Genomic DNA, 23,674 nt, shown 5'->3' with positions numbered 1-23,674 from the left:
CGTGGTGCGCCGCCCGGCCGGGAACATCGCGGTGTCACGAATACTTGTAGAACCCCTCTCCGGTGGCCACGCCCAGTTTGCCCTCGTCGATGTAGTTGTCCTTCAGCCACGTGGCGAGGTCGCGGGTCTCGGGGACGTTGACCAGAATGTTGTAGGGCGTGGTGAGGCCGATGACATCGAGCATCTGGAACGGGCCCAGCGGCGCGCCGGTGGCGATACGCCACGTGTTGTCGACCGCTTCCGGCTCGGCGTAACCGCCCGCGGCGAGTTCCATCGCGGAGTTCAGGAACGGAACGAGCAGCGAGTTCAGCACATAACCGGACTTCTCCTTGTGCACCTCGATCGGGACCATGCCGATAGAGGCGGCGAACTCGACCACGGCGCGGAACACGTGCGGATCGGTCCAGGGGCTGCCCATCACCTCGGCGGTGTTGAACTTCCAGATCCGGTTGGCGAAATGCAGCGCCAGGAATTTGTCCGGCCGGCCGGTGAATTCCGCGATCTCACTGGGCAGCAGGGTGGAGGAGTTGGTCGCGAAGATCGTGTGGTCGGGGGCCACCTCGCTGAGTTCGCGGTAGGTCTGCCGTTTGATGTCGAGCACCTCCGGTACGGCTTCGATCACCAGGTCCGCCTCGGCCACCGCGGCCGCGAGATCGGTGGTGAGGCCGATACGCGCGCGGGCCCGATCGGTGGCTTCGGTCGTCGCGCCCCTGACCTCCTCGTGATAGGTGATCGCCAAAGTGGCGAACCGGCCGCGGGCGGCATCCAGCGCGGCATCGCTGATGTCGTATGCCTGCACCTCGTATCCGTGGAACGCGGTCTGGAAGGCGATCTGAGAGCCGAGGACCCCGGTTCCCAGCACCGTCACCGCGCGAATCTCGATGGCCATCGTGTTCTCCTCGTCGGTCGAAAAGAAAGGTCTGATCGGAACAACCGGAGCGGGCCTACGGACCAGTAGACCAGGGTTGCCGGGCCGCGGCGGGGGAGCTGCCTGCCCCGGGGTTTGCGATCGGGTAACGACTGGCCCGGCACCGAAGTTCAATCAATGTTTCAATCAATGATTGAATTCTCGGTGGCGCGGTGGTTGACTGCTCCTATGCCCCCGAACGTCGCGGCCTCCACCAGGGAACGCCTGCTCACGGCCGCCGAACGGCTGCTGCTCACCGAGCGATACGAGGACGTTTCGGTACGCCGCATCTGCACGGAGGCCGGCGCGAACGCGGCCTCCGTGCACTACCACTTCGGCTCCAAGGAGGCCCTGGTCGCGGCCCTGCTGGAGGACCGCCTCGGCGCCCTGTGGGCCGAGGGGCTGGCGGCGGCCACCGCCGGACCGGGGCCCGTCGCCCGGATCGTGGACGCCGTACTGGCCCCCTTCACGGAGCTGGCGGCCGACCCACTGGGCCGGCTGCATCTGCGCCTGCTCGCCCAATGCGTACTCGGTCGTCAGGTCGGGCTCTGGCAGCAGCAGTGGTTCCGGATCGATTCGTGGGCAGGCCTGTTACCGGAGGTGAGCGAGCGGGAGAGCCGGCGCCGCTGGATGCTCGCCTTCGACCTCATCATCATGCGATTCGGTGGCGGCGCCGCCGACAACCGGCCCCTGACCCCCCAGGCCGTGGCGACGCTCCGCGAATTCGTCGTGGCCGGACTGACCGCCCCCACAGGAGACAACCGATGACCGACGTTTTCGCCCCCGCCACCCTGGGCCCGCTCACCCTGCGCAACAGGATCATCAAAGCCGCGACCTTCGAGGGCCGCACTCCCGACGCACTGGTCACCGACGATCTCATCGAATTCCACCGGGAGGTGGCGGCCGGCGGGGTCGCGATGACGACCGTCGCCTACTGCGCGGTCGCGCCGGGCGGCCGCACCGACCGGCACCAGATCTGGATGCGGCCCGAGGCGGTACCCGGATTGCGCCGCCTCACCGACGCCGTGCACGCCGAGGGCGCGGCAGCCTCCGCCCAGATCGGCCATGCGGGTCCGGTGGCCAATTCGGCCTCCAATCGCGCCCCCGCGCTGGCGCCGAGCCGGCTGTTCAGCCCGCTGGGGATGAGCCCGATGAAAGTTCCCGACGCGGCGGAAATCCACGAGCTCGTCCGCGCCCACGCCGAGGCGGCCCGGCTGGCCGTCGAGGCGGGCTTCGACGCGGTGGAAATACATTTCGGGCACAACTACCTGGCGAGCTCGTTCCTGAGCCCGCTGCTGAACCGCCGCAAGGACCGCTACGGCGGCACACTGCAGAACCGGGCGCGCATGGCCCGGGAGATCGCCCGCGCCGTGCGCGAGGCAGTGGGCGACCGGATCGCGGTCACCGCGAAACTGAACATGGAGGACGGCGTACGCGGCGGCCTCACCCTGCCGGATTCGCTGCAGGTGGCCTCCTGGCTGGAGTCGGACGGTAACCTCGACGCCCTGGAACTCACCGCGGGCAGTTCCCTGCTCAATCCGATGCTGCTGTTCCACGGCGACGCGCCACGTCGCGAGTTCGCGAAAACCCTGCCGGGTCCGACCCGATGGGGCTTCCGGATGGTCGGACGGGCGTTCCTGCGCGAATACCCGTACGAGAAGGCGTATCTGCTGGAGCGGGCCCGCCAGTTCCGTCGGGAGTTGTCCATGCCGCTGGTCCTGCTGGGCGGGATCACCGACCTGGAATCGATGAATCTGGCGATGGCGGAGGGATTCGAGTTCGTGGCCATGGGCCGGGCGCTTCTGCGGGAACCGGATCTGCTGCACCGCATCCGCTCCGATGCGAGCACCGAATCCGCCTGTGTGCACTGCAACCTGTGCATGCCCACCATCTACAGCCGCACGCGGTGCGTTCTGCGGCTGGATCAGGCCGCGGCGCCGGCCACCGAAAGCCGTTAGGCGCGTTCGGGAGTCGGCGCGCCCCTGCAAAATCCCCGGTCAACCCCAATTAACGAACACCTATTGAATGCGCCGTTATTTAACGGTACGGTCTGAGGTATCGCAACGCACTCCAGAGTGCGCCAGCTCCGAGACCGAGATACCGCCGCCCGTGGCGGCGCACCACGACCGAGGAACGAATCATGCACCGAACCGCACGCACCCGCCGACTCGCCGTCCGGATGGTCGCCACCGCGGCGATCGCCCTGGCCCCGCTGGCCGTCACCGCCGCCCCCGCTCTCGCCGAGTCCGGCCCCGCCCCCAGCGCGGAGGTCCAGGACGTCAGCCGTCCGGGGCGGCACAACCACCACCACAACGGGCTCGGGGGCGGCTGGCGCGACCGTGGCCACCACAACCACGGCCGGCACGACCACAACGTCGACTGGAACCGCGGCCACCGGCACCACCCGGGCTGGAACCGGGGCTGGAACCGGGGCCGGCACGACCACGGCTGGAACCACGGCTGGAACCACGGCCGGCACGACCACGGCTGGGGTCACCGCCACGGGCTGCCTTTCCCCCGCATCTTCCCCTTCGGTACCGGTAGCGCCTTCTGACCCCTGAACAACGGCACATCACCCAGGTGTCGATGAATATCGCCAGGGGTTCGATCGGCCCGGTGCGGCGATCGGCCGGATCCGCCACGGGATCCGGCCGATCGCATTCCGGCGCGCCACCGGTCGCGGAAGCGTTCTTCGGCCCATCCGGTTCACCCGGTCACGGCAGAGGGCGCCACACCCCGGCTGTCCGTCTCCGCGCCGTGTGAGAAGGAAGCCGCCTCGGGGCCACGCAGCGGGGCCTGCTGGGCCCGGAGCCGGGGCAGCGCCCGTTCGAGTGCCTCGATCAGCAGATCGGCCAGATCGTGACTGAAACCGTTGCGCACCACCACCCGTAGCACCGCCAGATCCTCCCGATCGGCCGGGAAAGTGTAGGCGGGGACCAGCCACCCCTGCTCGCGCAATGCCGCGGAGACGTCGAAAACCGAGTATCCACTCTCCCCCGGAGCGAGAGTGAAGGCGAAGACCGGCAACTCCCGGCCGTCGGTCAGCAAACGGAACGCTTCCATCCGCCCGATCCGATCCGCCAGACCGGCCGCCACCTCCCGGCAATAGCGCTGCACCCGCTCGTAACCGCGGCGGCCGAGCCGCAGGAAGGTGTAGTACTGCGCCACCACCTGGGCGCCGGGGCGGGAGAAGTTCAGCGCGAAGGTCGGCATCTGGCCGCCCAGATAGTTGACCCGGAACACCAGATCCTCCGGTAAGGCCGCGGAATCGCGCCACAGCACCCAGCCGACCCCCGGATAGATCAGACCGTATTTATGCCCCGAGGTATTGATCGAGGCCACCCGGGGCAGCCGGAAATCCCATTCGAGCTCGGGATCGCAGAACGGCGCGAACATGGCCCCGGAGGCACCGTCCACATGCACCGGAATATCCCAGCCGTGCTCGGCCTGCACCCGGTCCAGAGCGGCGCAGATCTCGGCGACCGGTTCGTAGCTGCCGTCGAAGGTGGAGCCGAGGATCGCCACCACACCGATGGTGTTCTCGTCACAGCGGGCCACCGCCTGCTCCGCGGTCAGATGGAACCGCTCCCCGGACATCGGCACCAGCCGCGCTTCGACATCCCAGTACGCGGCGAATTTCTCCCAGCACACCTGAACATTGCTGCCCATCACCAGGTTGGGCCGGTCGGTGGACAGCCCGGCCGCCCGCCGCCGCTGCTGCCAACGCCGCTTCAGCGCCAGGCCGGCCAGCATGCAGGCCTCGCTGGAACCGGTGGTCGAACAGCCCACCGCATGGAAGGGGTCGGCGGCATGCCACAGATCGGCGAGAATGCGCACACAGCGCTGCTCGAGCTCGGCAGTGCGCGGGTACTCGTCCTTGTCGATCATGTTCTTGTCGAAGCATTCGCTCATCAGGGTGCGGGCCGCCGGATCCATCCAGGTGGTGACGAAAGTCGCCAGATTGAGCCGGGCGTTACCGTCGAGCATGAGCTCGTCGTGCACGATCTGATAGGCGGCATCACTGTCCAGTTCACCGGCGGGCAGCCGGTTGCGCGGCACCTCGACGGGCTCCCTGGTGAACACCGGATTCACGGCGATATCGGCCCGGTCGTGCTCGCGCGGTTGCGACGGATGGGTCAATGCCATGGAGACCTCCCCGAGCATCGGGGCCGGGCGTGGATCGCCCGGGCCGCGCGGAACCCCGAGTATTCCCGGTGCCCGGCCACTACCCGGGGAGGGCGCTCCGGCAGGCGGGTCGCGCGCGGTCCGGACGGACGGTCTGCGCGGCCGTCAGCGGAAGCGCAACACCTCGGGAAGCCAGGGCGCCCGGCGATGGTGAGGCCGGCTGCGGTTGGCCCACAGCGGATTGGATTCGTCGCGCCGATAGACCGTGAGCTGCCCCGCCACCGAGAAATGGAGATGGGTGGCGCTGCCGAACACCTCACCGTCGGCGGCGAGGAACTCCGGCTCCGGCAGGTGCACGAACAGTTCGGACAACTGACGTTCCCCATAGACCCGGCTGTGCCCGATCGCGGCCAGCAGGAGCGCGACCACCGCGCGGGTACGTGACCAGCGCAGATCGGCACGCAGCCAGCGGATATCCAGCAACCCGGAGTCGAGGCGATCGCGGAAGGCCGGTACCGCGCCGTGCGGGTGGTAGGGCCCGTTGCCGACGAACAGGAACCACACCCGCTGCCAGCGATCGTCGAGGAAGATCTCGATCGGCTCGGCCTTCCGCAGCGTAACCATCAGCGCCGCGGCGAAAGCCGGCCATTTCCCCCAGCGCTTCTGCCATTTCTCGCGCAGGCGCACGAGGTCGGGATAAGAGCCGAGGCTGAAGGTGTTGACCAGGTGCCGGATCTGCGTCTCGTTCTCGTCACCGTATTCGACCCCGGCGATATCCACCGCCACGGCCTCACCGACCCCCGTCGCGTCGACCACTTCGAGAAGGTCGTAGACACCGAGATCACGGGCGAAATGGTTGAGCGTACCGGTGGGCACGACGACCAGCGGCAACTCGTGGCGCAGCGCGACCGCGGCCACCGCCGCCACCGTGCCGTCGCCACCGGCCACCCCGACGGCCAGGACCGGTTCCCGCTGCTCGGCGATGACCTGTTCCAGATGCTCGGCACAGTCGAGATCCGGGCGGGTCCGCAGAACGGTCGCCGCCGGCAGCGCGGCGGCGATATCGTCGGTGGGGTCGTAGTTCGGATCACCCGAGACCGGGTTCACCATCACCACCAGCCCCTTGCCCTCCGCCAGTACCGGCGCCTCGCGCACCGGCCGGGCCCGCGCCTCGTCCGATTCCCGCACCGGCCACCAGCGCCGGGTGGCCAGCGCGATCCCGGATCCGACGGCCGCGCCTACGAGCACATCCGAACCCCAGTGCACCCCCGTGTGCACCCGCGAGTAGGCGACCGCGGCCGCCACCGGTGCCACGACGAGCGCGGTGCGCGGGCTCTCCATGGCCACCGCCGTGGCGAACGCCGCCGCGGTGGCGCTGTGGCCGGACGGAAACGACGACGATGTGGGCGCCGGTATCAGCCGGCGATGCGCCGGCATCAGCTCGGCCGCGGGCCGGCGACGGGCGAACAGGGATTTCAGTACGACATTGGTGACCAGGCTCGCCCCGGCCACCGATACCATCCCGCGCAACGCGGCCCGGCGCGTCGCGCCCCGGCGGGTGGCGAGCACCGCCGCGCCCGCCATCCACAGCGTGCTGTAGTCGGCGCTTCCCGTGAGCCGCAGCAGGCCACCGTCGGCCCGGGAGGCGGGCAGATCCGCCACGAAATCACCGAATGCCCGATCGAGGCGTCCGATCCTGCGGAACTTCCGGCCTGCCCACCTACTCACGCGACCGACAGTACCCATCGCCACGGCCCGGCCGCGAGCCGATGTGGCCCGGGAGGTGCCGTCGGCCGGGACCACGGCCCCGGCCGGCGCGCTACGCAGTGGTCTGCCGCTTCGGTAGCTTCCATCCCGGACGCGGGAAATGGCAGGTATAGCCGTTCGGATAGCGCTGCAGATAATCCTGGTGTTCGGGTTCGGCCTCCCAGAACTCCGCGGCGGGAGTCACCTCGGTGACCACCTTGCCGGGCCACAGGCCCGAGTCCTCCACATCGACGATGGTGTTCAGCGCCTCCCGCTTCTGTTCGTCGTCGAGGTAGAAGATCGCGGAACGGTAGCTGGTGCCGATATCGTTACCCTGCCGGTCCTTCGTGGTGGGGTCGTGGATCTGGAAGAAGAACTCCAGCAGTGCCCGATAGTCGGTCTGCGCGGGGTCGTAGACGATCTCCACCGCTTCCGCGTGCCCCGGATGGTTGCGGTAGGTGGGGTGATCATTGCTCCCGCCGGTGTAGCCGACTCGGGTGGAGAGCACCCCGGGCTGTTTGCGGATCAGGTCCTGCATACCCCAGAAACACCCACCGGCCAGGATCGCCCTACGGGTTTCGGTCACGCTTCCTCCTTCGTTCTCCGCATTATCGGCCCTCGGTACAACCCGCGCCCGCCCCGGGAAAGTCCCGGGCTGCCCGAGCTCAGGCACGCCTGGCTGTCACCAGCAGGTATTCCCATTCCATCCGTCCGTTACCCAGATCGTGCCGGGTGGCCAGGTCGGCGAGTTCCCGGTCCAGCCGCCGCGCCCGCTCCGGCTCTCCCGCCAGCGCCCGGTACACCGTGATGGTCGGTCCGTAGTTGGCTTTGAAGAAGTCGCGGAACGCGGCACCGTCGGCGAAGCATTCGACCACCGCGGTCTCCCGCCGCATCTCGAGGCCGCTCACCCGGTCGCCGAGGAGTTCGGTGACATGGTCCTCGTCGCCCCACAGCGGTGGCGGCTGGGCTCCGGCGGGCGGCGGCGGAGCATACGGTTTCATGGCGGCGAACATCTGCCCGATGAAGCCACCGGGTGTCCAGTTGATCAGCCCGATCGCCCCGTCTTTCCGGGTCACCCGGACCAGCTCGTCGGCCGCGGGCCGGTGGAACGGCGCGAACATGATCCCCACGCAGGAGAGGACCACATCGAATTCGGCGTCGGCGTAGGGCAGCGCTTCGGCGTCGGCCTGCTCCCAGACCAGCTCCACACCCGCCGCGGCCGCGTTGCGACGGCCGGTTTCGAACAGTTCGGGGGTGAGGTCGCTCGCCACGACCTCGGCCCCGGTCGCCGCGGCGGGAATGGCGGCATTACCGGCTCCGGCCGCGATATCCAGTACGCGCTGCCCCGGCCCCATCGGGCAGGCACGCACCAGGCGGCGGCCCAGGTCGGGAATGACATCGGCGGCCACCCGCGGGTAGTCACCGGAGGCCCACATGGCTCGATGCTTGGCCTTGAGCTCATTGGTTACGGACTGCGTCATCGATCTCTCCTCGGAAAACCTCGGATCTGTGCACGGCGCGTCGCGTCCCTGGAGAGAAATACTTTCGCGGCCGCCTACTCGTCGTCGAAATCGCTGGTCAGCTCGTTCGGAGCCGCTTCTTATTGTCGGCTCCCGCGCTACCGCCGCGCAAACCCCGGTGCCCACCCCTCCGGTGGCACCGGCCGCCATCCGGTCTCTTCGTAGCGGATGCGGCCCGGCGGGCGGCACACCGCCGGCAAAGGTACACACACCCCTCGCGGTACGGCCACGACCACGGGCCCGGATTCCGGCGGATCGCCGCCACAGCGATCTGCGAGGCACAACGGACCCCGGCAGGCCCGTACGAACCCTGCCAGCGCTTCGAAAGCAAGGCGCCATCGCCGTTTTCCGAACTTTTGCTGAGAGCAAAAATATTGCGCCACAAAGAATTACGAACCCTCATGACATAGGGTGCTACACCTGTGCGATCCGGCGGGACAGCTACTCAGAGTTTCTCGTCGCCCACCGCGAACAGTTTGGAGTCACCCTTGAGCACGCCGCAGACCGGTCATCCCACCCCACCCCCGCCCGGTTACGGATCTCCCTTCACCAGCGTCGACGGACCCCGGATCCCGTTGTACGCGCCAGGATTCGCCGAGGACCCACACGCGGTGTACCGGCAGATGCGCCGCGAACACCGGGCCATGGTCCCGGTGGAACTGGCTCCCGGCGTACCCGCGACACTGGTGATCGACCACCAGACCGCCGTGCGCATTCTCAACGACCACGAACATTTCCCAGCCGATCCCCGCACCTGGCAGCAGAACATCCCCGCCGACTGTCCCGTGCTGCCGATCATGGAGTGGCGGCCGATCGCGGCCCGCAGCACCGGCATCGACCAGCACCGGTACCGGGAGGCCAATGTCGCCGCCCTCGCCGAGATGAACCTGCATTCGATCCGGTCGGCCGTCGAAGAGATCGCCGTCCCGCTGATCAGTTCCTTCTGCCAGACCGGCTCCGCGGATCTGCTCATGCAATACGCGTTCCCGCTGGCCTTCGAGGTCTGCAACACCCTGCTCGGTTGCCCGCCGGAAATCGGCCAGCGCGTCGCCGCCGGGATGGCCGCCATCTTCGAAGGTGTCGATGCCGACGAAGGCAATCAGATGATGGCTGCCGCGGTAGCGGAGCTGATCGAACTCAAACGCAAGGAGCCGAGCGACGATGTCACCTCCTTGCTCATCCAGCACCCGGCCCAGCTCGACGATATGGAGCTGATCCACCAGGTGGTGGGTCATTACGGCGCCTGTATCGAACTCCAGCAGAACCTGATCGCCAACACGTTGTTGCTGATCCTCACCGACGATCGCTTCGGCGGATACGTCCTCGGCGGCAGCCTCTCCACCCGAGACGCCCTGGACGAGGTGCTGTTCGACAATCCGCCGATGGCGAACTTCCTCATCACCTATCCGCGCCAACCCATCCTGATCGACGATGTCTGGCTGCCCGCCCACCAACCGGTGGTCATCAGTATCGCCGCCTGTAACCACGACCCCGCGATCCGCGCCGACGACCACCGCGGCAACCGCTCCCACCTGTCCTGGGGGCTGGGACAACGCGACTGTCCCGCCCGGGCGATGGCCTACCTGGTGGCCCAGGACGCCATCGATCAACTCCTGGACGCGCTGCCCGAAATGGAGACGGATCTCCCGCCCGAAGGCGCGACCTGGCGCCCCGGTCCGTTCCACCGCTCGCTGACCGCGCTGCCGGTAAAGTTCCCGCCGTCCCCACCGTTCACGTTCCGGTGACACCGAGTAGCTCCGCGGGCGCGGCGCCCATACCGCGCACCACATGTAGGGAGTGATGTGTCCGCTGTTCAGGTGGCCGTATGCGGCCCCGCGACTGCACCGGTACCGAGGCCGCGGACGCCCGGGAGGTCGGACGGCTGCTCGCCGAAGCGGGGTCGACCGTCCTGTGCGGCGGGGGGTACGGGTGTGATGGCGGCGGTGGCCGCGGGTGCCGCGACGGCGGGCGGTCTGGTCATCGGGGTACGCCCCGATACCGATCGGAGTGCGGTGCGCGCGGGCCTGTCCGCGGTGGTCTACACGGATATGGGTGAGGCGCGCAACAATATCCTCATCTGTTCGGCCGACGCCGTGATCGTCATACGACATCCGCCATCTCGCCGAGCAGGGCCGCCAGCTTCGTCAGATACGGGGTACCGCGAATGCTCCGCTGGATCAACGCGAGTCTCGACTCCTCGTCGAAACCGGTGACCCGCACATAACGCACATCGGTACGCTGATTACGTTCGGCCACCGGCCGGCACGTCAGCATCGCGTAGTTCCCCGTGGCGGCGAGAGTCAGCCCCTCCTGGACGGTGGTCACCCGCACCGTACTGGGGATCGGCCGGCCGAACGGTGTGAAACGGGGAAAGTGTATGTCCCGCCAGTAATCCGGCGCCGGGCCGGCGATCGACACCAGATCGACCTCGGTGAGCTCCTCGATGGTGATACGCCCCGTCGACGCCAGCGGGTGCTCGCTTCCCACCGCGAGCATGCGCGGCGCGGGCGGGAAGACGAAGCCGACCGAGAGCTCCGGCTCCCGCACCGGTAGCAACGCCACCGCGGCATCGATCTCGCCGGCCAGCAACGCACCGAACGGATCACCGAGGGGTAGTTCCTGCAGGGATAGCGTGACTTCCGGATTCTCCCGGGTGAAACGGGTCAACGTCCAGGTCACGGCTTCGTAGGCAATGCCCTGGAAACCGATGCGGATCGCTTCGGGATGGTCGCGCCGGGCCCTGCGGCGAGTGCTGTCGACCAGCTCCACCAGCTCGGTATAGGTGGGCCGCAGGCGTTGGACGAACTCCGCGCCCACAGCGGTGAGCGACACCCTCCGGCTGGTGCGGTCGACCAGCCGGGTTCCGATTCGACGTTCGAGCGCGGCGATGAGCTGGCTCACCCGGCTCTGCGAAATCCGCAGGCGCCGCGCTGTCCGCCCGAAATGCAGTTCTTCCGCCAGAACCAGCAGACATTCCAGTTCGCGGACGGGCAGGTCCGGCATACACGCTCCTTCCGGCGGCGGGGATCGATGAGCCCAGCTGATCGAACGATGAGCTGATCACTGTTGTTCCGCCCTCGTGCGCCTTCTTGACTGAACTCATGTCCACAATCGGTGAAACCCGCTCCCCCACCGCGCGACCAGCTACCCCCCGCGGCTGGTTCTCGGTCCTCGTACTGGCGCTGTCGACCTTCCTGGTGGTCACCGCGGAAATGCTTCCGGTCGGCGTACTGACCCCGATGTCCGAAGGCCTCGGTATCTCCCAGGGGACGACCGGGTTCAGCCTCGCCGTCACCGGCGTCGTCACCGCGGTGACAGCTCCCCTCGTTCCCCGGGTGATCGGTGACCTGGACCGCCGCACCGTCCTGGTGGCGGCCGCGCTCGTACTGGCCGCGGGTAATCTGATCACCGCGCTCGCACCGGGATTCGGCGCCCTCGCGCTGGGACGAGTCGTCGTCGGTATCGCCATGGCGGCCGTATGGGCCCTGGCAGCCGCCACCGCCTCGCGCGTCGTGGCGGAACGTTCCGCGGCGACGGCCGTGTCGACGGTCGTGAGCGGAGTAGCGGCGGCCTCCGTACTGGGCGTGCCGTTGGGTACATTCGTCGGCGACCTCGCCGGTTGGCGCAATGCCTTCGGGATGCTCGTCCTGGCCGCTCTCCTGCTCGCCGTCGCCTCGGCACTGGTGCTGCCGCCGCTACCCCCGCAGCCGGGTACGACCGGACCGCGTCAGGGTGGTTCGCTGCTGGCGATTCCCGCCGTGCGGATCGGCCTGATCGCGGTGATCTGCGTTGTCACCGCGCATTTCGCGGCCTACACCTACGTGCGGCCGATTCTGGAGGAGCTGACGGGTATCCACGGCAGCACCGTCTCGCTGCTGCTCCTCGTCTACGGACTGTGTGGCATAGTCGCGAACTTCGTGGCCGGTGCGACTGCCGCCCGCCGGGTTCGGGCGACACTTTTCGTCCTGGCCGCGGGCATCATCGCGGCCTTGCTCGCCATGCTCTTCTTCGGCGCGTCACCGGCGGGCGCCTCGAGCGCGCTGATCGTGTGGGGATTCGCCTACGGTGGCGTATCGGTGTGCAGCCAGCTCTGGGCGATACAGGCCGCACCGGACCGGCGGGAGGAGGTCACCGGCCTGTATGTCGGTGCTTTCACCGGAAGTATCGCACTGGGCTCGTTCATCGGCGGAGTGGTCTTGGACAGCGCGGGGGTGCCGGTCCTGCTGTGGGTTTCGGCGGTCGTGGCGGCGGTGGCCGCCCTGACCACGATTCCCGGGCGGTTCGGCGAGTCGATCATTTCCGGCCGCGGGCCCGACCGCCGGAGCTGAGCACCGGTCGGAGGCACTCCGCCTCGCGCCTCATCGTGTCCGCCAGCGCAAGGCGGGGTCGCCCTCCGGCAGCGCCGTATCCCGGCCGCGCAGATGCCGGTCCAGCCACGCCGCCAGCACCGACGCCGTGATCCGCGCTCCCCGTTCCGCCCCGATGGTGCCGCACAGCTGGGCACCGCCGCCCAGCATCGGCAGATCGGTTCCGGTGTAGTGTCCCGCCTCCGCCATCGTGCCGATCACGGCAGCCGTACTGGTCCAGCTGGCGTGCACCATATCGCCCGCGGCCAGCAGCAACACCGGACGGTCCAGATCCGGTACCTCCGCCACCTCGTCCCACCCGGCGCTGCCGTCCAGCACCAGTGCCGTCCGGATCCGGGCATCGCCCGCCGCCACCGAGACCGCGGTCTGGCCGCCGTAGGAGTGACCCGCCACCGCGATACGCTCCGTATCGATACGGTCTCCCACCAGGGGTAATTCGGTGAGCCGGTCGAGAACCAGACCGATATCGGAGACCCGCCGCGTCAGCACGGCGCGCATGTATTCCGGCTCCTGGGTGGGCGCCGCGGCACCCACCACCACTCGATCCCCCACCTCGACCGCGGGTGTCTCGCCGGGATGGTCCACCGCTACGACCACATACCCGCGTGAGGCGAGGTCGCTCGCCAGACCCGAGGCCAGCCATCGCGGCGTACCCAGTCCGGGCGACCACACCACCACGGGCAGCGCCGGCAGATCGGCGGGCCGCGCGTCGAGGGTGGCGGGAACGGTGGCGGCCAGCATCGGGCCGGCCGCCAGCGGGGTGTAGAGCCGGTACGCCGTATGGGCCGCGATCTCCGCCGCGTTCTCGGGTCGCCGCGCGGGAATGTAGGGCGCTGCCGGGCCGGACTCGGCGGCCGGGTACCACACCGACACCGGTACATCGCGGTCCGGCACCGAGACCACGGTGTCGGTGCGGCCGGCGGAATACGGTCCGGTCGGCGCGGGTAGCACCGCGTCCTCGGCATGGGCCGGAGCGGAGGTGATCGCGATACCCGCGACGACCAGGGAAACGAGCACAAGGAATCGGTGGAGCATCAGACCGCCTTCAGTCGACGCTCGCCCGTGGCACAGTGCTGCGGCCAGGCGAGAGGGTTGTCCAATCCGTGCGCAAACATCCTGCTATCGCCGGGTGGGCGGGCGTCGTTACCGACACGCGGTATCGCGCGGAAGGCGGGGTCCGGTCTCTGGTCGACTCACGGTCACCACGCCACCGATCCCGGAGCGCCCGGCGGGGCTGCCCATGAGCTCGACCGTCACCCCGGACCGCATATGTTCACCGAATACGGAGACGATCGCGTCGGTGACGCCGGATATCGGCCGGGCCGAACGCCTGCGCCCGCCGGAACAGCTGCGGTCTTTCGACCTCGCTCCGCGACATCTGTCCCTCCTCTCACCACTGCTGCTCGACGGCGCGGAGTAGGAGCCGAAGGCACGAACCGGCAGCGGAGCACCCCGATCGTGGAATACGCCGGTGCGATTCGGACGAGCATGTGCTCGACCCGCAATCCCGAGTCACCGGGCCCGGTGACGACCTCCGGCGCCACGCCCGCACGACCCCGATTCGTGGATACGTGCGAGTAACCCCCGTACGCGGTACACATACACGAAGCCGGAGTGCACACTACCGGTGAAACGATCGCATATCCCTCGCCCGACCGGGCCAGTGCTTTCACAGGAAGGAGTCGGCGAGTGTTCAGCCGCATTGCCATCGTGAACCGCGGAGAGGCCGCCATGCGTCTCATCCACGCTGTACGAGATCTGGCCGCGGAGACGGGGCGACCGATAGAAACCATCGCCCTGCACACCGACGTGGACCGCAACGCGACATTCGTGCGGGAAGCCGATGTGACCTACGATCTCGGCCCGGCGTCCGCACGCCCGTACCTGGACCTGAAGCTGCTGCGTAGCGCGCTGGTGGCAACCGGCGCCGACGCCGCGTGGGTCGGGTGGGGCTTCGTCGCCGAAGATCCCGCGTTCGCGGAGCTGTGCGAGGAGATCGGTGTCACCTTCATCGGGCCCGACCCGGAGGCCATGCGCAAACTCGGCGACAAGATCGGCGCGAAACTGATCGCCGAAGAGGTCGGCGTGCCGGTCGCGCCGTGGAGCCGCGGCGCGGTCGAAACCGTGGACGACGCCCTGACCGCCGCGGCCGAGATCGGTTACCCGCTGATGCTGAAGGCGACCGCGGGCGGCGGCGGTCGCGGTATCCGGGTCATCACCAACGACGCCGATCTCGTCGACGCCTACGAACGCACCCGGCAGGAGGCCGTGCGGGCGTTCGGTAGCGGCGTGGTCTTCCTGGAACGGCTCGTCACCGGCGCCCGGCACGTCGAGGTGCAGGTGATCGCGGACGGTCAGGGCACCGCCTGGGCGCTCGGCGTACGCGACTGCTCGGTGCAGCGGCGCAACCAGAAGATCATCGAGGAATCGGCCTCACCGGTGCTGAGCCCCGAGCAGGCCGCCGAGCTGAAGGCATCCGCCGAGCGGCTGGCGATCGCGGTCGGCTACCGCGGCGCGGCCACCGTCGAATTCCTCTACCACCCCGGCGAGAAGCTGTTCGCGTTCCTGGAGGTCAACACCCGCCTGCAGGTCGAGCACCCGATCACCGAATGCACCACCGGCTTCGATCTCGTCCGGGCGCAGCTGCTGGTCGCCTCCGGCGGGCGGCTCGAGGGTGAGCCCCCGGCCGAACGCGGCCACGCCATCGAGGCCCGGCTCAACGCCGAAGATCCCGACCGCGACTTCGCCCCCGCCCCCGGCCGTATCGCCCATCTGGACCTGCCCGCCGGGCCGGGTATCCGGGTCGACACCGGGGTCAGCGAGGGCGATACGATCCCGGCCGATTTCGACTCCATGATCGCCAAGATCATCGCCTACGGCCGCGACCGCGACGAGGCGCTGGGCCGGTTGCGCCGCGCGGTCGCGCAGACCCGGGTGATCATCGAGGGCGGCGCCACCAACAAGAGCTTCGTGCTCGACCTGCTGGACCAGCCCGAGGTGATCGACGCCAGTGCCGACACCGGCTGGATCGACCGTGTGCGCGGTGCGGGTCGGCTCGTCTCCCACCGGCACTCCACCGTCGCCCTGGCCGCCGCCGCCATCGACGCCTACGAAGAAGAGGAGCGGGTCGAGCGGCACCGGCTGCTCTCCACGGCCGCCGGCGGCCGCCCCCAGGTGCAGCACGAAAGCGGCCGTCCGCTCGACCTGAAACTGCGCGGCGCGAGCTACCGGGTGCGGGTCGCCCGGATCGGCGCGCACCGGTTCCGGGTCGGGATCGAAGCGGGCGGCGATTCCCGCACCGCCGATGTCGATCTCGAGCGGTTCGATCAGCACACCGGGCAGATCGTGGTCAACGGTGTCCGGTACCGCCTGATCACCGGTACACACGGCCCGATCCACCTCGTCGATATCGACGGTGTGACGCACCGGATCAGCCGGGACGAGGGCGGTGTCGTCCGCTCCCCCGCGCCCGCGCTGGTGGTCGCCACCCCGCTGGAGGTCGGTGCCGAGGTCGAGGCGGGTGCCCCGGTCCTGGTGCTGGAGAGTATGAAGATGGAAACGGTGCTGCGCGCGCCGTTCCGCGCCCGGCTCAAGGAGTGCGCGGTCTCTGTCGGCACCCAGGTGGAAACCGGTGCGCCGCTGCTGCGGCTGGAACCGCTCGCCGAAGACGACGAGGCCGGGGATACCGCGGCGACCGCGGCGGTCGAACTCGACCTGCCCGCCGAACCCGCTCAGATCCGGCCGCACGAGCGGATGGCCCGCGGCCAGCAGGATCTGCGCAGCCTGCTGCTGGGATTCGATGTCGACCCGCACGACGACCGCCGGGTGCTCGACGCCTACCTCACCGCCCGCGGAGCGGCCGTCGCGGACAACCGCCGGCCGCTGGCCGAGGAACTCGAACTCGTACAGGTGTTCACCGACCTCGCCGAACTGAGCCACAACCGGCCCTCGGACGACGAGGGCGGTCCGAGCCATGTGCACAGCGCCCGCGAATACTTCCACACCTACCTGCAGAGTCTCGATGTCGAGCGGGCGGGGCTGCCGGAGTCGTATCGCGCGAAACTCGCCAAGGCGCTCGGCCACTACGGGATCACCGAACTGGACCGCACCCCCGACCTCGAGGCCGCGGTGTTCCGGATCTTCCTCGCCCAGCAGCGGCCCGCCGATACCGTCGAGGTCGTCTCCACGCTGCTGCGGGAGTGGCTGCGCGAGCCGATGCCCGACCGGGTACTGCGCGAGCCCGTGGGTCTGGCGCTGGAACGACTGGTGGCCGCGACCCAGGTGCGGTTCCCGGTGATCGCCGACCTCACCCGCGGCCTGGTCTTCGCCTGGTACGGGCAGCCGGTGCTGCGCCGGAACCGGGCCCGCGTCTACACCGACGCGCGCAAGAACCTCAGCTACCTCGACGCGCACCCGGACGCCGCGGACCGCGCCGAACGCATCGCCGACATGGTGAGCGCCACCGAACCGCTGGTGCGGCTGCTGGGCCAGCGGCTGTCCCGCGGTTCCGCGGACAATACGGCCATGCTGGAGGTGCTGACCCGCCGCTACTACGGCAACAAGGACCTCACCGGCGTCCACACCCGGGAAACCGGTGACTGCACCTTCGTCGTCGCCGAACGTAAAGGCGTGAGCCTGGTCTCGGCGGCGGTGAGCTTCGATTCCCTCGCCGATGTGGTGCGCGGGCTCGCCGAACTGGCCACCGGGACCGCCTCCATCGAGGCCGATATCTACCTTTCCTGGGAGAACCAGCCCGAGGATTTCGATGCCACGGCGGCGGCGCTGCACGAGGTACTGAACGAGCAGCCGGTGTCCAACCAGGTGCATCGGATCACCGCGACCGTGGCGGGTAGCGACAACGCGGTCATGCACCACCACTTCACCTTCCGCCCGTCCGCCGCCGGGCTGGAGGAGGAACGGCTCATCCGCGGTCTGCACCCCTACATCGCGCAGCGGATGCAGATGAAGCGGCTGCACAAGTTCGACCTCACCCAGCTGCCGTCCTCGGACAACGAGGAGGTGTACCTGTTCCGCTGTGTGGCCAAGGAGAATCCGGCCGATGAGCGTCTCGTCGCCTTCGCGCAGGTCCGCGACCTGACCGCACTGCGCGACCACGACGGTCGCCTGGTCACCCTGCCCACGGCGGAGAGCACCATCGCCACCTGCCTCGATTCCATCCGGCGGGCGCAGGCGGGCCGGCCGGCGGCCAAGCGGTTCCAGACCAACCGCATCGTGATGTACATCTGGCCGGCGATCGATGTGACCCGCGCCGAGCTGGAGACGATCGTCGAACGGGTCCGGCCGACCACGGTCGGGGCCGGGCTGGAGGAAATCCTGCTCATCGCCCGCCAGCCCGACCCGAAAACCGGCGAGCTGGTCAAACTGGCCCTGCAGATCGTTTTCGACGCCAACGGCGGCACCCGGGTCATCGTCGGGGAACGATCCGACGAGCCGGTGGAGCCGCTGGACGAGTACCGTCAGAAGGTCCTGCGGGCCCGCAGCCGTAACGCCGTCTACCCCTACGAGCTCACCGATCAGCTCGGTGAGTTCACCGAATACGACCTCGACGCCGAGCACACGCTGGTGCCGGTCGACCGGCCCAAGGGCCGCAACACCGCGGCGATGGTCGCCGGGGTGGTGACCACGCCGACCGAACGGTATCCCGAGGGTGTCACCCGGGTGGTACTGCTCGGCGATCCGACGAAATCGCTGGGTGCGCTGTCGGAGCCGGAGTGCCGCCGGGTGATCGCCGCGCTGGACCTGGCCGAACGGATGCAGGTACCGCTCGAGTGGTACGCGCTGTCGTCCGGGGCCCGGATCTCGATGACCTCCGGTACCGAGAACATGGACTGGGTGGCGGCGGCGCTCAAGCGCATCGTCGAGTTCACCCAGGACGGCGGCGAGATCAATATCGTGGTGTCGGGTATCAACGTCGGCGCCCAGCCGTACTGGAACGCCGAAGCCACCATGCTCATGCACACCAAGGGCATCCTGGTGATGACCCCGGAATCGGCCATGGTGCTCACCGGCAAACAGGCGCTGGACTTCTCCGGCGGTGTCTCGGCCGAGGACAACTTCGGTATCGGCGGTCACGACCGGGTGATGGGCCCGAACGGCCAGGCGCAGTACTGGGCGCCGAACCTGACCGCCGCGGCGGGCGTGCTCATGGCGCACTACGACCACACCTACGTCGCGCCCGGCGAGCAGACACCGCGGCGGGCCCGCACCACCGACCCGGTGGACCGCGATATCTCCGATTTCCCGCATGTCATGGCCGACAGCGGCTTCACCACCGTCGGGGAGATCTTCTCGTCCACCGCCAACCCCGACCGCAAGAAGCCGTTCGATATCCGGACCGTGATGCGGGCGCTGGCCGACCAGGACCACCCGGTGCTGGAACGCTGGGCCGGTATGGCCGATGCCGAGACGGCGGTGGTCCAGGATGTGCACCTGGGCGGTATCCCGGTATGCCTGCTCGGTATCGAGTCCCGGGGTATTCCGCGGCGCGGCTTCCCGGCCACCGACGGCCCGGACACCTACACGGCGGGCACCCTGTTCCCCCAGTCGTCGAAGAAGGCCGCGCGGGCGATCAACACGGCCAGCGGTAACCGGCCGCTCGTCGTGCTGGCCAACCTGTCCGGATTCGACGGGTCGCCGGAGTCGTTGCGGAAACTGCAGCTCGAGTACGGTGCCGAGATCGGCCGTGCCATCGTCAACTTCCAGGGCCCGATCGTGTTCTGCGTGATCTCCCGGTATCACGGTGGCGCGTTCGTGGTGTTCTCGAAGGCGCTGAACCCGAATATGACGGTGCTCGCCATCGAGGGCTCGTTCGCCTCGGTGCTCGGTGGCGCCCCCGCCGCCGCCGTGGTGTTCGCGGGTGAGGTCGACAAGCGGACCGCGACCGATCCGCGGGTCCGGGATCTGGAGAAGCGCGCCGCGAACGCGGGCGGTACCGAACGCGCCGCCCTCACCGCGGAACTCGACGAACTCCGTTCCTCGGTCCGGTCGGAGAAGCTGGGTGAGGTCGCCGCCGAATTCGACCGCGTGCACAGCATCCAGCGCGCCGTCGAGGTCGGCTCCGTCGACGCCATCATTCGCGCCGCGGAACTGCGTCCCCGCATCATCGAGGCCATCGAGGCCCGGCTCTCGTGAGCTGACCGGCGCTGCCGGAAGATCACCGATCCCCTCGTCGACGCGAGTCGCCGGGGGGATCGGCCGTTTCGTACGGGAAACCGGTACCGCACCCGGACCTGTGGAGCTACCCACACGGAATCTCCACAACTGGTACCGGTTCTCTCCACACGCGGTGGCTAGGCTCCCGAGCATGGAAGAGAACGCACCGGTAGGGGGAGCGACGGCGCGGCGGATCCTGGTGGTGGACGATGAGCCCACCATCGCGGAATCGGTCACGGCACGGCTGCGGGCCGAGGGTTTCACGGTCGATATGGCGCACGACGGTCCCGCCGCGGTGGCGGCGGCGGGCCTGTTCGAGCCCGATCTGGTGGTGCTCGATGTCATGCTGCCCGGCTACGACGGGCTGGAGGTGTGCCGGCGTATCCAGGCCGAGCGCTCGGTGCCCGTCCTCATGCTCACCGCGCGTACGGACGAGACCGATCAACTCATCGGTCTCGGTGTCGGCGCCGACGACTACCTGACCAAACCCTTCTCGCTGCGGGTTCTCACCGCCCGCGTGCACGCCCTGCTGCGCCGGGTCGAACGCGCCGGGGCGCAGAGCGGCACGATCACCGTGGTCGGGGATCTGCGCATCGACGCCGACCAGCGCCGGGTCTGGCGGGGCGGGGTCGAAGCGCAACTGACACCACTGGAGTTCGATCTGCTCGCCCGGCTGGCCCGGCGTCCGCGTGCCGTCCTCGCCCGCGAGCGACTCCTCGAGGAGGTGTGGGACTGGGCCGATGCCGCGGGCACCCGGACGGTCGACAGCCATATCAAGGCGCTGCGCCGGAAACTCGGCGCCGACCTGATCCGCACCGTTCACGGTGTGGGCTACGCCCTGGAGAGCCGATGAACGAGCGCGACGGTGCGCAGCCCGGTACCGGCGGCCGCGGTGAACGGGGCATCCCGCCCCGGCTGCGGCAGGCCGCGGAGCGGGTGGCGGCGGCACTGCCGCGTCCGCTCGACCGGATCCGTTCCATCAAACTCAAGCTGGCCGTCCTGATGACCTCCGCCGGGGCACTCGCCTTCGGTTATTTCCGGCTGCGGATCGGCTGGCTACCGCCGATGACCACCCTGACCGCCATGGTCATCGCGCTGGTTTCCTCCCAGTTCCTGGCGCACGGCATCACCGCACCGCTCCGGGAGATGACCGCCGCGGCCCAGCGGATGGCCCGGGGCGACTACACGAGCCGGGTTCGGGCGTCCTCCCGGGACGAGGTGGGGCAACTGGCCGAGGCCTTCAACCGGATGGCGGCCGATCTGGCCACCGCCGATCAGCAGCGCCGCGATCTGATCGCCAATGTGTCGCACGAATTGCGTACCCCGATCACCGCGCTGAACGCCGTATTGGAGAACCTGGTGGACGGGGTCTCCGAGCCCGATCCGAGAACGCTGGAAACCGCACTCGCCCAGACCGAACGACTCGGCCGGCTCGTCTCCGAGCTACTCGACATATCCAGTATCGAGGCGGGCGCCATACCGCTGGAACGCGAAACATTCGATATCGCATCGCTTTTCACAGAAGTGGTCGCCGAGGTGGAGGTGATGACGGCGGCTCTCGGCCGCGGTATCCGCTTCCGCGGTACGGCCGCCCCCGGCGCCACCACCGTGTACGCCGACCGCGCGCGCCTGCACCAGGTTCTGGTGAACCTCCTGGACAACGCCGCCCGGCACGGACCGGCCGGCGGTGAGGTGCGCCTGCGCGCCCATACCGCGGGCGGTGATCTCGTCATCGATGTCGACGACGACGGCCCCGGTATCCCGCCTGCGCAACGCGCGCGTATCTTCGACCGCTTCACTCGCGGTGGCCGCACCGACGGCGGCGGTACGGGTCTCGGGCTCGCCATCGCGCGCTGGGTGGTCGAACTGCACCGCGGTTCCATCGCCGTGGCCGACCCCGGTTCCCGGATCCGGGTGATCCTGCCGTCCGCCGAGCCGCCCCACCACTGACATTCCATCTCGGACCGCCCCGGCACCCGTTCGGCGCCGGGGCGCTACCGCACACCCTCAGGAGGGACAGTCATGCCCGCACGCTCCACCTCGGACGATGCCGCGGAACGGAGGCGATCCACGGAGCCGACAGGTTCGGCCGAACCGGCGCCACCGGCCGACACCCCGGAACCAGCGGCCGGTACGGAAACCCCGGCCGCGGCCGGGGGCTCGACGAGCACGGGCGGGGATCCGGCCGCGCCAGCGCCCCCGGAGGCGGGTACAGCCGAGGAACCGGCCTCCGGCGTTCCCGAGGCCGGCTCCCTCGGCGATCGGCCCGCCGCGACCGGCACCGGGCCCGGAAACCGCGGTTGCGAACGGGCCGCCGGCTCGAAGGGCGCACCGGGGTATCCGGCACGCACGCCTTCACCGAAGGCGACTCCTCGATGGCGGCAGGTGGCCTACCCGCCGGGTGTACTCCCCGCGGCGGGAACCGCCGGACTGGCCGCGGCCGCGACCGTTCCCCTCGACCGGCCCGGGATCGGCTGGTTGCTCGCGGGGATCGCCGCGGCCGGCGCGGTGGGCGTGATCCATCACCGCGCGCACCGGTCCGCTAAGCGGACAGGGGAAGAACTCGCCGGGGCGGGCCGCAACCGGGAGCGCCTGTGGTGGACGGCGGCGGCGCTGGCCCTGCTGGCGGTCGGTACCTTCCGGGCGGCGGGATGGTTGTTCGTCCTCTGTGTGGCGGCGGCAGCCGTGGCCGGCTCGCTGGCGGTGGTGGGGCGGCGCTCGGCCGAGGGGGTGTGGCGCGACGCGACAGCGGTCCCGGCGGCGGCGTTCGGCGCCCTCGCCTGGGTATACGCCGCGCAGGGCGGACTGCGCGACGGTGCCGGAGCGCGCCGTCGCCGACTGGGTGTCTCCGTGGCCGTCACGCTGATCCTGCTGGCGGTGTTCGTACCACTGTTGACCGGCGCCGACGCGTTATTCGCCGCGTTCGTCGACGGGCTGGTACCGCGGATGGACGGCACCACCGCGACTCGCTGGGTGGTGGTGTTCGCACTGGCCGGCACCGGAAGCCTGAGCGCCATGTATCTTCTCGCCGCGACACCCGCTCCCGCCGGCGCGCACCCTAAAGTTCCGCCTCGGACGCTGACGCGGCCGGAGTGGGGGCTGCCCGTCGGCGCGCTGACGGTGTTGTTCGCGCTGTTCGTCGGGACCCAGCTGGTGGCTCTGTTCGGTGGCGACGACTACGTGCAGCGCACCGCCGGTCTGACCTATGCCGAATACGCCCGCGGTGGGTTCTGGCAGCTGTCGGCGGTCACCGTGCTCACCCTCGCCGTCATCCTGCCCGTATTGCACCGGGCGGTCCGGGATTCGGCCGCGGACCGCCTGTGGTTACGGGTGCTGCTGTGCGCGATCAGCGGGCTCACCCTGGTGATCATCGCGTCCGCGCTCGGACGCATGTGGACATATCAGCAGGCGTACGGGTTCACGGTACTGCGGCTGCTGGTCGGAACCTGTGAACTGTGGCTGGGCATCGTGTACGTCCTGGTGATGATCGCCGTCCTGCGCCTGGAAGCCACGTGGCTGCCACGCTCGGCCCTCGGGACCGCCGTGGCCGCGCTGCTGACACTCGCCGTACTGAACCCCGAGGCACTGGTCGCCTCCGAGAACATCGACCGCTGGCAACGCGGCAAGGAGCTCGACGTCGCTTATCTGGCCGGCTTGTCGGTCGATATCGTGCCCGCCCTGGACCGGCTTCCCGAATCGATCCGCGTCGACCTGCACAACAGGCTGACCCGCCGGCTCGACGAGGACACGTGGAACAGCTGGAATCTGGGCCGCGCGCGGGCCCGCGGATAGTGAATCCTGTCCGCCCGAAACGAGCGAATCGTACCGTGGCAATC

At 69.2% G+C, this 23,674-nt stretch carries 18 protein-coding genes; 11 read left to right on the top strand and 7 right to left on the bottom strand.

Annotated features, from left to right (window positions below; genetic code table 11):
* Positions 1-34: 34 nt before the first annotated feature.
* Positions 35-889 (bottom strand): 3-hydroxyacyl-CoA dehydrogenase, encoded by an 855-nt coding sequence (locus ACYR7D_RS13510; RefSeq protein ID WP_459549856.1) that lies wholly within the window; start codon positions 887-889, stop codon positions 35-37.
* 207 nt (positions 890-1,096) lie between these two features.
* Between ACYR7D_RS13510 and ACYR7D_RS13505 the strand changes: the two genes are divergently transcribed.
* From ACYR7D_RS13505 to ACYR7D_RS13495, 3 genes are all read left to right on the top strand, one after another.
* The gene (locus tag ACYR7D_RS13505; protein ID WP_459549855.1) at positions 1,097-1,675 is read left to right on the top strand and encodes a TetR/AcrR family transcriptional regulator; all 579 of its coding nucleotides are present in this window, start codon (positions 1,097-1,099) and stop codon (positions 1,673-1,675) included.
* Positions 1,672-2,865, top strand: coding sequence for an NADH:flavin oxidoreductase (locus ACYR7D_RS13500; protein WP_459549854.1), 1,194 nt, complete (start codon positions 1,672-1,674; stop codon positions 2,863-2,865). The genes ACYR7D_RS13505 and ACYR7D_RS13500 overlap by 4 nt, the downstream gene beginning before the upstream one ends.
* 182 nt (positions 2,866-3,047) lie before the next feature.
* Positions 3,048-3,461: a hypothetical protein gene (locus ACYR7D_RS13495; protein WP_459549853.1), complete on the top strand. Its 414-nt coding sequence runs from the start codon at positions 3,048-3,050 to the stop codon at positions 3,459-3,461.
* A 152-nt stretch (positions 3,462-3,613) separates the two neighbouring features.
* Here ACYR7D_RS13495 and ACYR7D_RS13490 read toward each other — a convergent pair whose 3' ends face one another.
* From ACYR7D_RS13490 to ACYR7D_RS13475, 4 genes are all read right to left on the bottom strand, one after another.
* A complete protein-coding gene (locus ACYR7D_RS13490; RefSeq protein WP_459549852.1) occupies positions 3,614-5,053 on the bottom strand; it encodes a glutamate decarboxylase in 1,440 nt (479 codons plus the stop codon).
* Between the two features lie 144 nt (positions 5,054-5,197).
* Positions 5,198-6,760 (bottom strand): phosphatase PAP2 family protein, encoded by a 1,563-nt coding sequence (locus ACYR7D_RS13485; RefSeq protein ID WP_459549851.1) that lies wholly within the window; start codon positions 6,758-6,760, stop codon positions 5,198-5,200.
* Positions 6,761-6,851: 91 nt separating this feature from the next.
* Positions 6,852-7,364 carry a peptide-methionine (S)-S-oxide reductase MsrA gene (msrA, locus tag ACYR7D_RS13480; RefSeq protein ID WP_459549850.1) on the bottom strand — a complete coding sequence of 171 codons (513 nt, stop codon included), beginning with the start codon at positions 7,362-7,364 and terminating at the stop codon, positions 6,852-6,854.
* Between the two features lie 79 nt (positions 7,365-7,443).
* Positions 7,444-8,259, bottom strand: a complete 816-nt coding sequence (locus ACYR7D_RS13475; RefSeq protein ID WP_459549849.1) for a class I SAM-dependent methyltransferase — start codon at positions 8,257-8,259, stop codon at positions 7,444-7,446.
* Between the two features lie 527 nt (positions 8,260-8,786).
* Here ACYR7D_RS13475 and ACYR7D_RS13470 point away from each other — a divergent pair.
* Together ACYR7D_RS13470 and ACYR7D_RS13465 are read left to right on the top strand one after the other, a co-directional pair.
* Positions 8,787-10,043 (top strand): cytochrome P450 family protein, encoded by a 1,257-nt coding sequence (locus ACYR7D_RS13470; protein WP_459549848.1) that lies wholly within the window; start codon positions 8,787-8,789, stop codon positions 10,041-10,043.
* A gap of 189 nt (positions 10,044-10,232) precedes the next feature.
* A complete protein-coding gene (locus ACYR7D_RS13465; RefSeq protein ID WP_459550146.1) occupies positions 10,233-10,511 on the top strand; it encodes an SLOG cluster 4 domain-containing protein in 279 nt (92 codons plus the stop codon).
* Here ACYR7D_RS13465 and ACYR7D_RS13460 read toward each other — a convergent pair.
* Positions 10,399-11,301, bottom strand: a complete 903-nt coding sequence (locus ACYR7D_RS13460) for a LysR family transcriptional regulator (RefSeq protein ID WP_459549847.1) — start codon at positions 11,299-11,301, stop codon at positions 10,399-10,401. The genes ACYR7D_RS13465 and ACYR7D_RS13460 overlap by 113 nt on opposite strands.
* Positions 11,302-11,399: 98 nt before the next feature.
* Between ACYR7D_RS13460 and ACYR7D_RS13455 the strand changes: the two genes are divergently transcribed.
* Positions 11,400-12,626: an MFS transporter gene (locus tag ACYR7D_RS13455; RefSeq protein ID WP_459549846.1), complete on the top strand. Its 1,227-nt coding sequence runs from the start codon at positions 11,400-11,402 to the stop codon at positions 12,624-12,626.
* A gap of 30 nt (positions 12,627-12,656) precedes the next feature.
* Here the strand turns inward: ACYR7D_RS13455 and ACYR7D_RS13450 are convergent, their stop codons facing one another.
* A complete protein-coding gene (locus tag ACYR7D_RS13450; RefSeq protein WP_459549845.1) occupies positions 12,657-13,700 on the bottom strand; it encodes an alpha/beta hydrolase family protein in 1,044 nt (347 codons plus the stop codon).
* 205 nt (positions 13,701-13,905) lie between these two features.
* Between ACYR7D_RS13450 and ACYR7D_RS13445 the strand changes: the two genes are divergently transcribed.
* The 5 genes from ACYR7D_RS13445 to ACYR7D_RS13425 all read left to right on the top strand — a co-directional run bounded on the left by ACYR7D_RS13445 (position 13,906) and on the right by ACYR7D_RS13425 (position 23,630).
* A complete protein-coding gene (locus ACYR7D_RS13445) occupies positions 13,906-14,085 on the top strand; it encodes a hypothetical protein (protein WP_459549844.1) in 180 nt (59 codons plus the stop codon).
* Positions 14,086-14,354: 269 nt separating this feature from the next.
* The gene (locus tag ACYR7D_RS13440) at positions 14,355-19,817 is read left to right on the top strand and encodes an ATP-binding protein (protein ID WP_459549843.1); all 5,463 of its coding nucleotides are present in this window, start codon (positions 14,355-14,357) and stop codon (positions 19,815-19,817) included.
* 172 nt (positions 19,818-19,989) lie between these two features.
* Positions 19,990-20,691 carry a response regulator gene (locus tag ACYR7D_RS13435; protein ID WP_459549842.1) on the top strand — a complete coding sequence of 234 codons (702 nt, stop codon included), beginning with the start codon at positions 19,990-19,992 and terminating at the stop codon, positions 20,689-20,691.
* A gap of 149 nt (positions 20,692-20,840) precedes the next feature.
* A complete protein-coding gene (locus ACYR7D_RS13430; protein ID WP_459550145.1) occupies positions 20,841-21,788 on the top strand; it encodes a HAMP domain-containing sensor histidine kinase in 948 nt (315 codons plus the stop codon).
* A gap of 72 nt (positions 21,789-21,860) precedes the next feature.
* The gene (locus ACYR7D_RS13425) at positions 21,861-23,630 is read left to right on the top strand and encodes a DUF4153 domain-containing protein (RefSeq protein WP_459549841.1); all 1,770 of its coding nucleotides are present in this window, start codon (positions 21,861-21,863) and stop codon (positions 23,628-23,630) included.
* The last annotated feature ends 44 nt before the right edge of the window (positions 23,631-23,674 follow it).

It is taken from the genome of Nocardia sp. X0981, from assembly GCF_977089955.1.
This window is presented reverse-complemented; position numbering and strand designations above follow the sequence as displayed.

What these genes read in the sequence shown, in the direction of transcription:
- ACYR7D_RS13510 (WP_459549856.1), bottom strand. Translation starts at nt 889, where the DNA reads ATGGCCATCGAGATTCGCGCGGTGACGGTGCTGGGAACCGGGGTCCTC.
- ACYR7D_RS13505 (WP_459549855.1), top strand. Translation starts at nt 1,097, where the DNA reads ATGCCCCCGAACGTCGCGGCCTCCACCAGGGAACGCCTGCTCACGGCC.
- ACYR7D_RS13500 (WP_459549854.1), top strand. Translation starts at nt 1,672, where the DNA reads ATGACCGACGTTTTCGCCCCCGCCACCCTGGGCCCGCTCACCCTGCGC.
- ACYR7D_RS13495 (WP_459549853.1), top strand. Translation starts at nt 3,048, where the DNA reads ATGCACCGAACCGCACGCACCCGCCGACTCGCCGTCCGGATGGTCGCC.
- ACYR7D_RS13490 (WP_459549852.1), bottom strand. Translation starts at nt 5,053, where the DNA reads ATGGCATTGACCCATCCGTCGCAACCGCGCGAGCACGACCGGGCCGAT.
- ACYR7D_RS13475 (WP_459549849.1), bottom strand. Translation starts at nt 8,259, where the DNA reads ATGACGCAGTCCGTAACCAATGAGCTCAAGGCCAAGCATCGAGCCATG.
- ACYR7D_RS13465 (WP_459550146.1), top strand. Translation starts at nt 10,233, where the DNA reads ATGGCGGCGGTGGCCGCGGGTGCCGCGACGGCGGGCGGTCTGGTCATC.
- ACYR7D_RS13460 (WP_459549847.1), bottom strand. Translation starts at nt 11,301, where the DNA reads ATGCCGGACCTGCCCGTCCGCGAACTGGAATGTCTGCTGGTTCTGGCG.
- ACYR7D_RS13455 (WP_459549846.1), top strand. Translation starts at nt 11,400, where the DNA reads ATGTCCACAATCGGTGAAACCCGCTCCCCCACCGCGCGACCAGCTACC.
- ACYR7D_RS13450 (WP_459549845.1), bottom strand. Translation starts at nt 13,700, where the DNA reads ATGCTCCACCGATTCCTTGTGCTCGTTTCCCTGGTCGTCGCGGGTATC.
- ACYR7D_RS13445 (WP_459549844.1), top strand. Translation starts at nt 13,906, where the DNA reads ATGAGCTCGACCGTCACCCCGGACCGCATATGTTCACCGAATACGGAG.
- ACYR7D_RS13435 (WP_459549842.1), top strand. Translation starts at nt 19,990, where the DNA reads ATGGAAGAGAACGCACCGGTAGGGGGAGCGACGGCGCGGCGGATCCTG.
- ACYR7D_RS13430 (WP_459550145.1), top strand. Translation starts at nt 20,841, where the DNA reads ATGACCTCCGCCGGGGCACTCGCCTTCGGTTATTTCCGGCTGCGGATC.
- ACYR7D_RS13425 (WP_459549841.1), top strand. Translation starts at nt 21,861, where the DNA reads ATGCCCGCACGCTCCACCTCGGACGATGCCGCGGAACGGAGGCGATCC.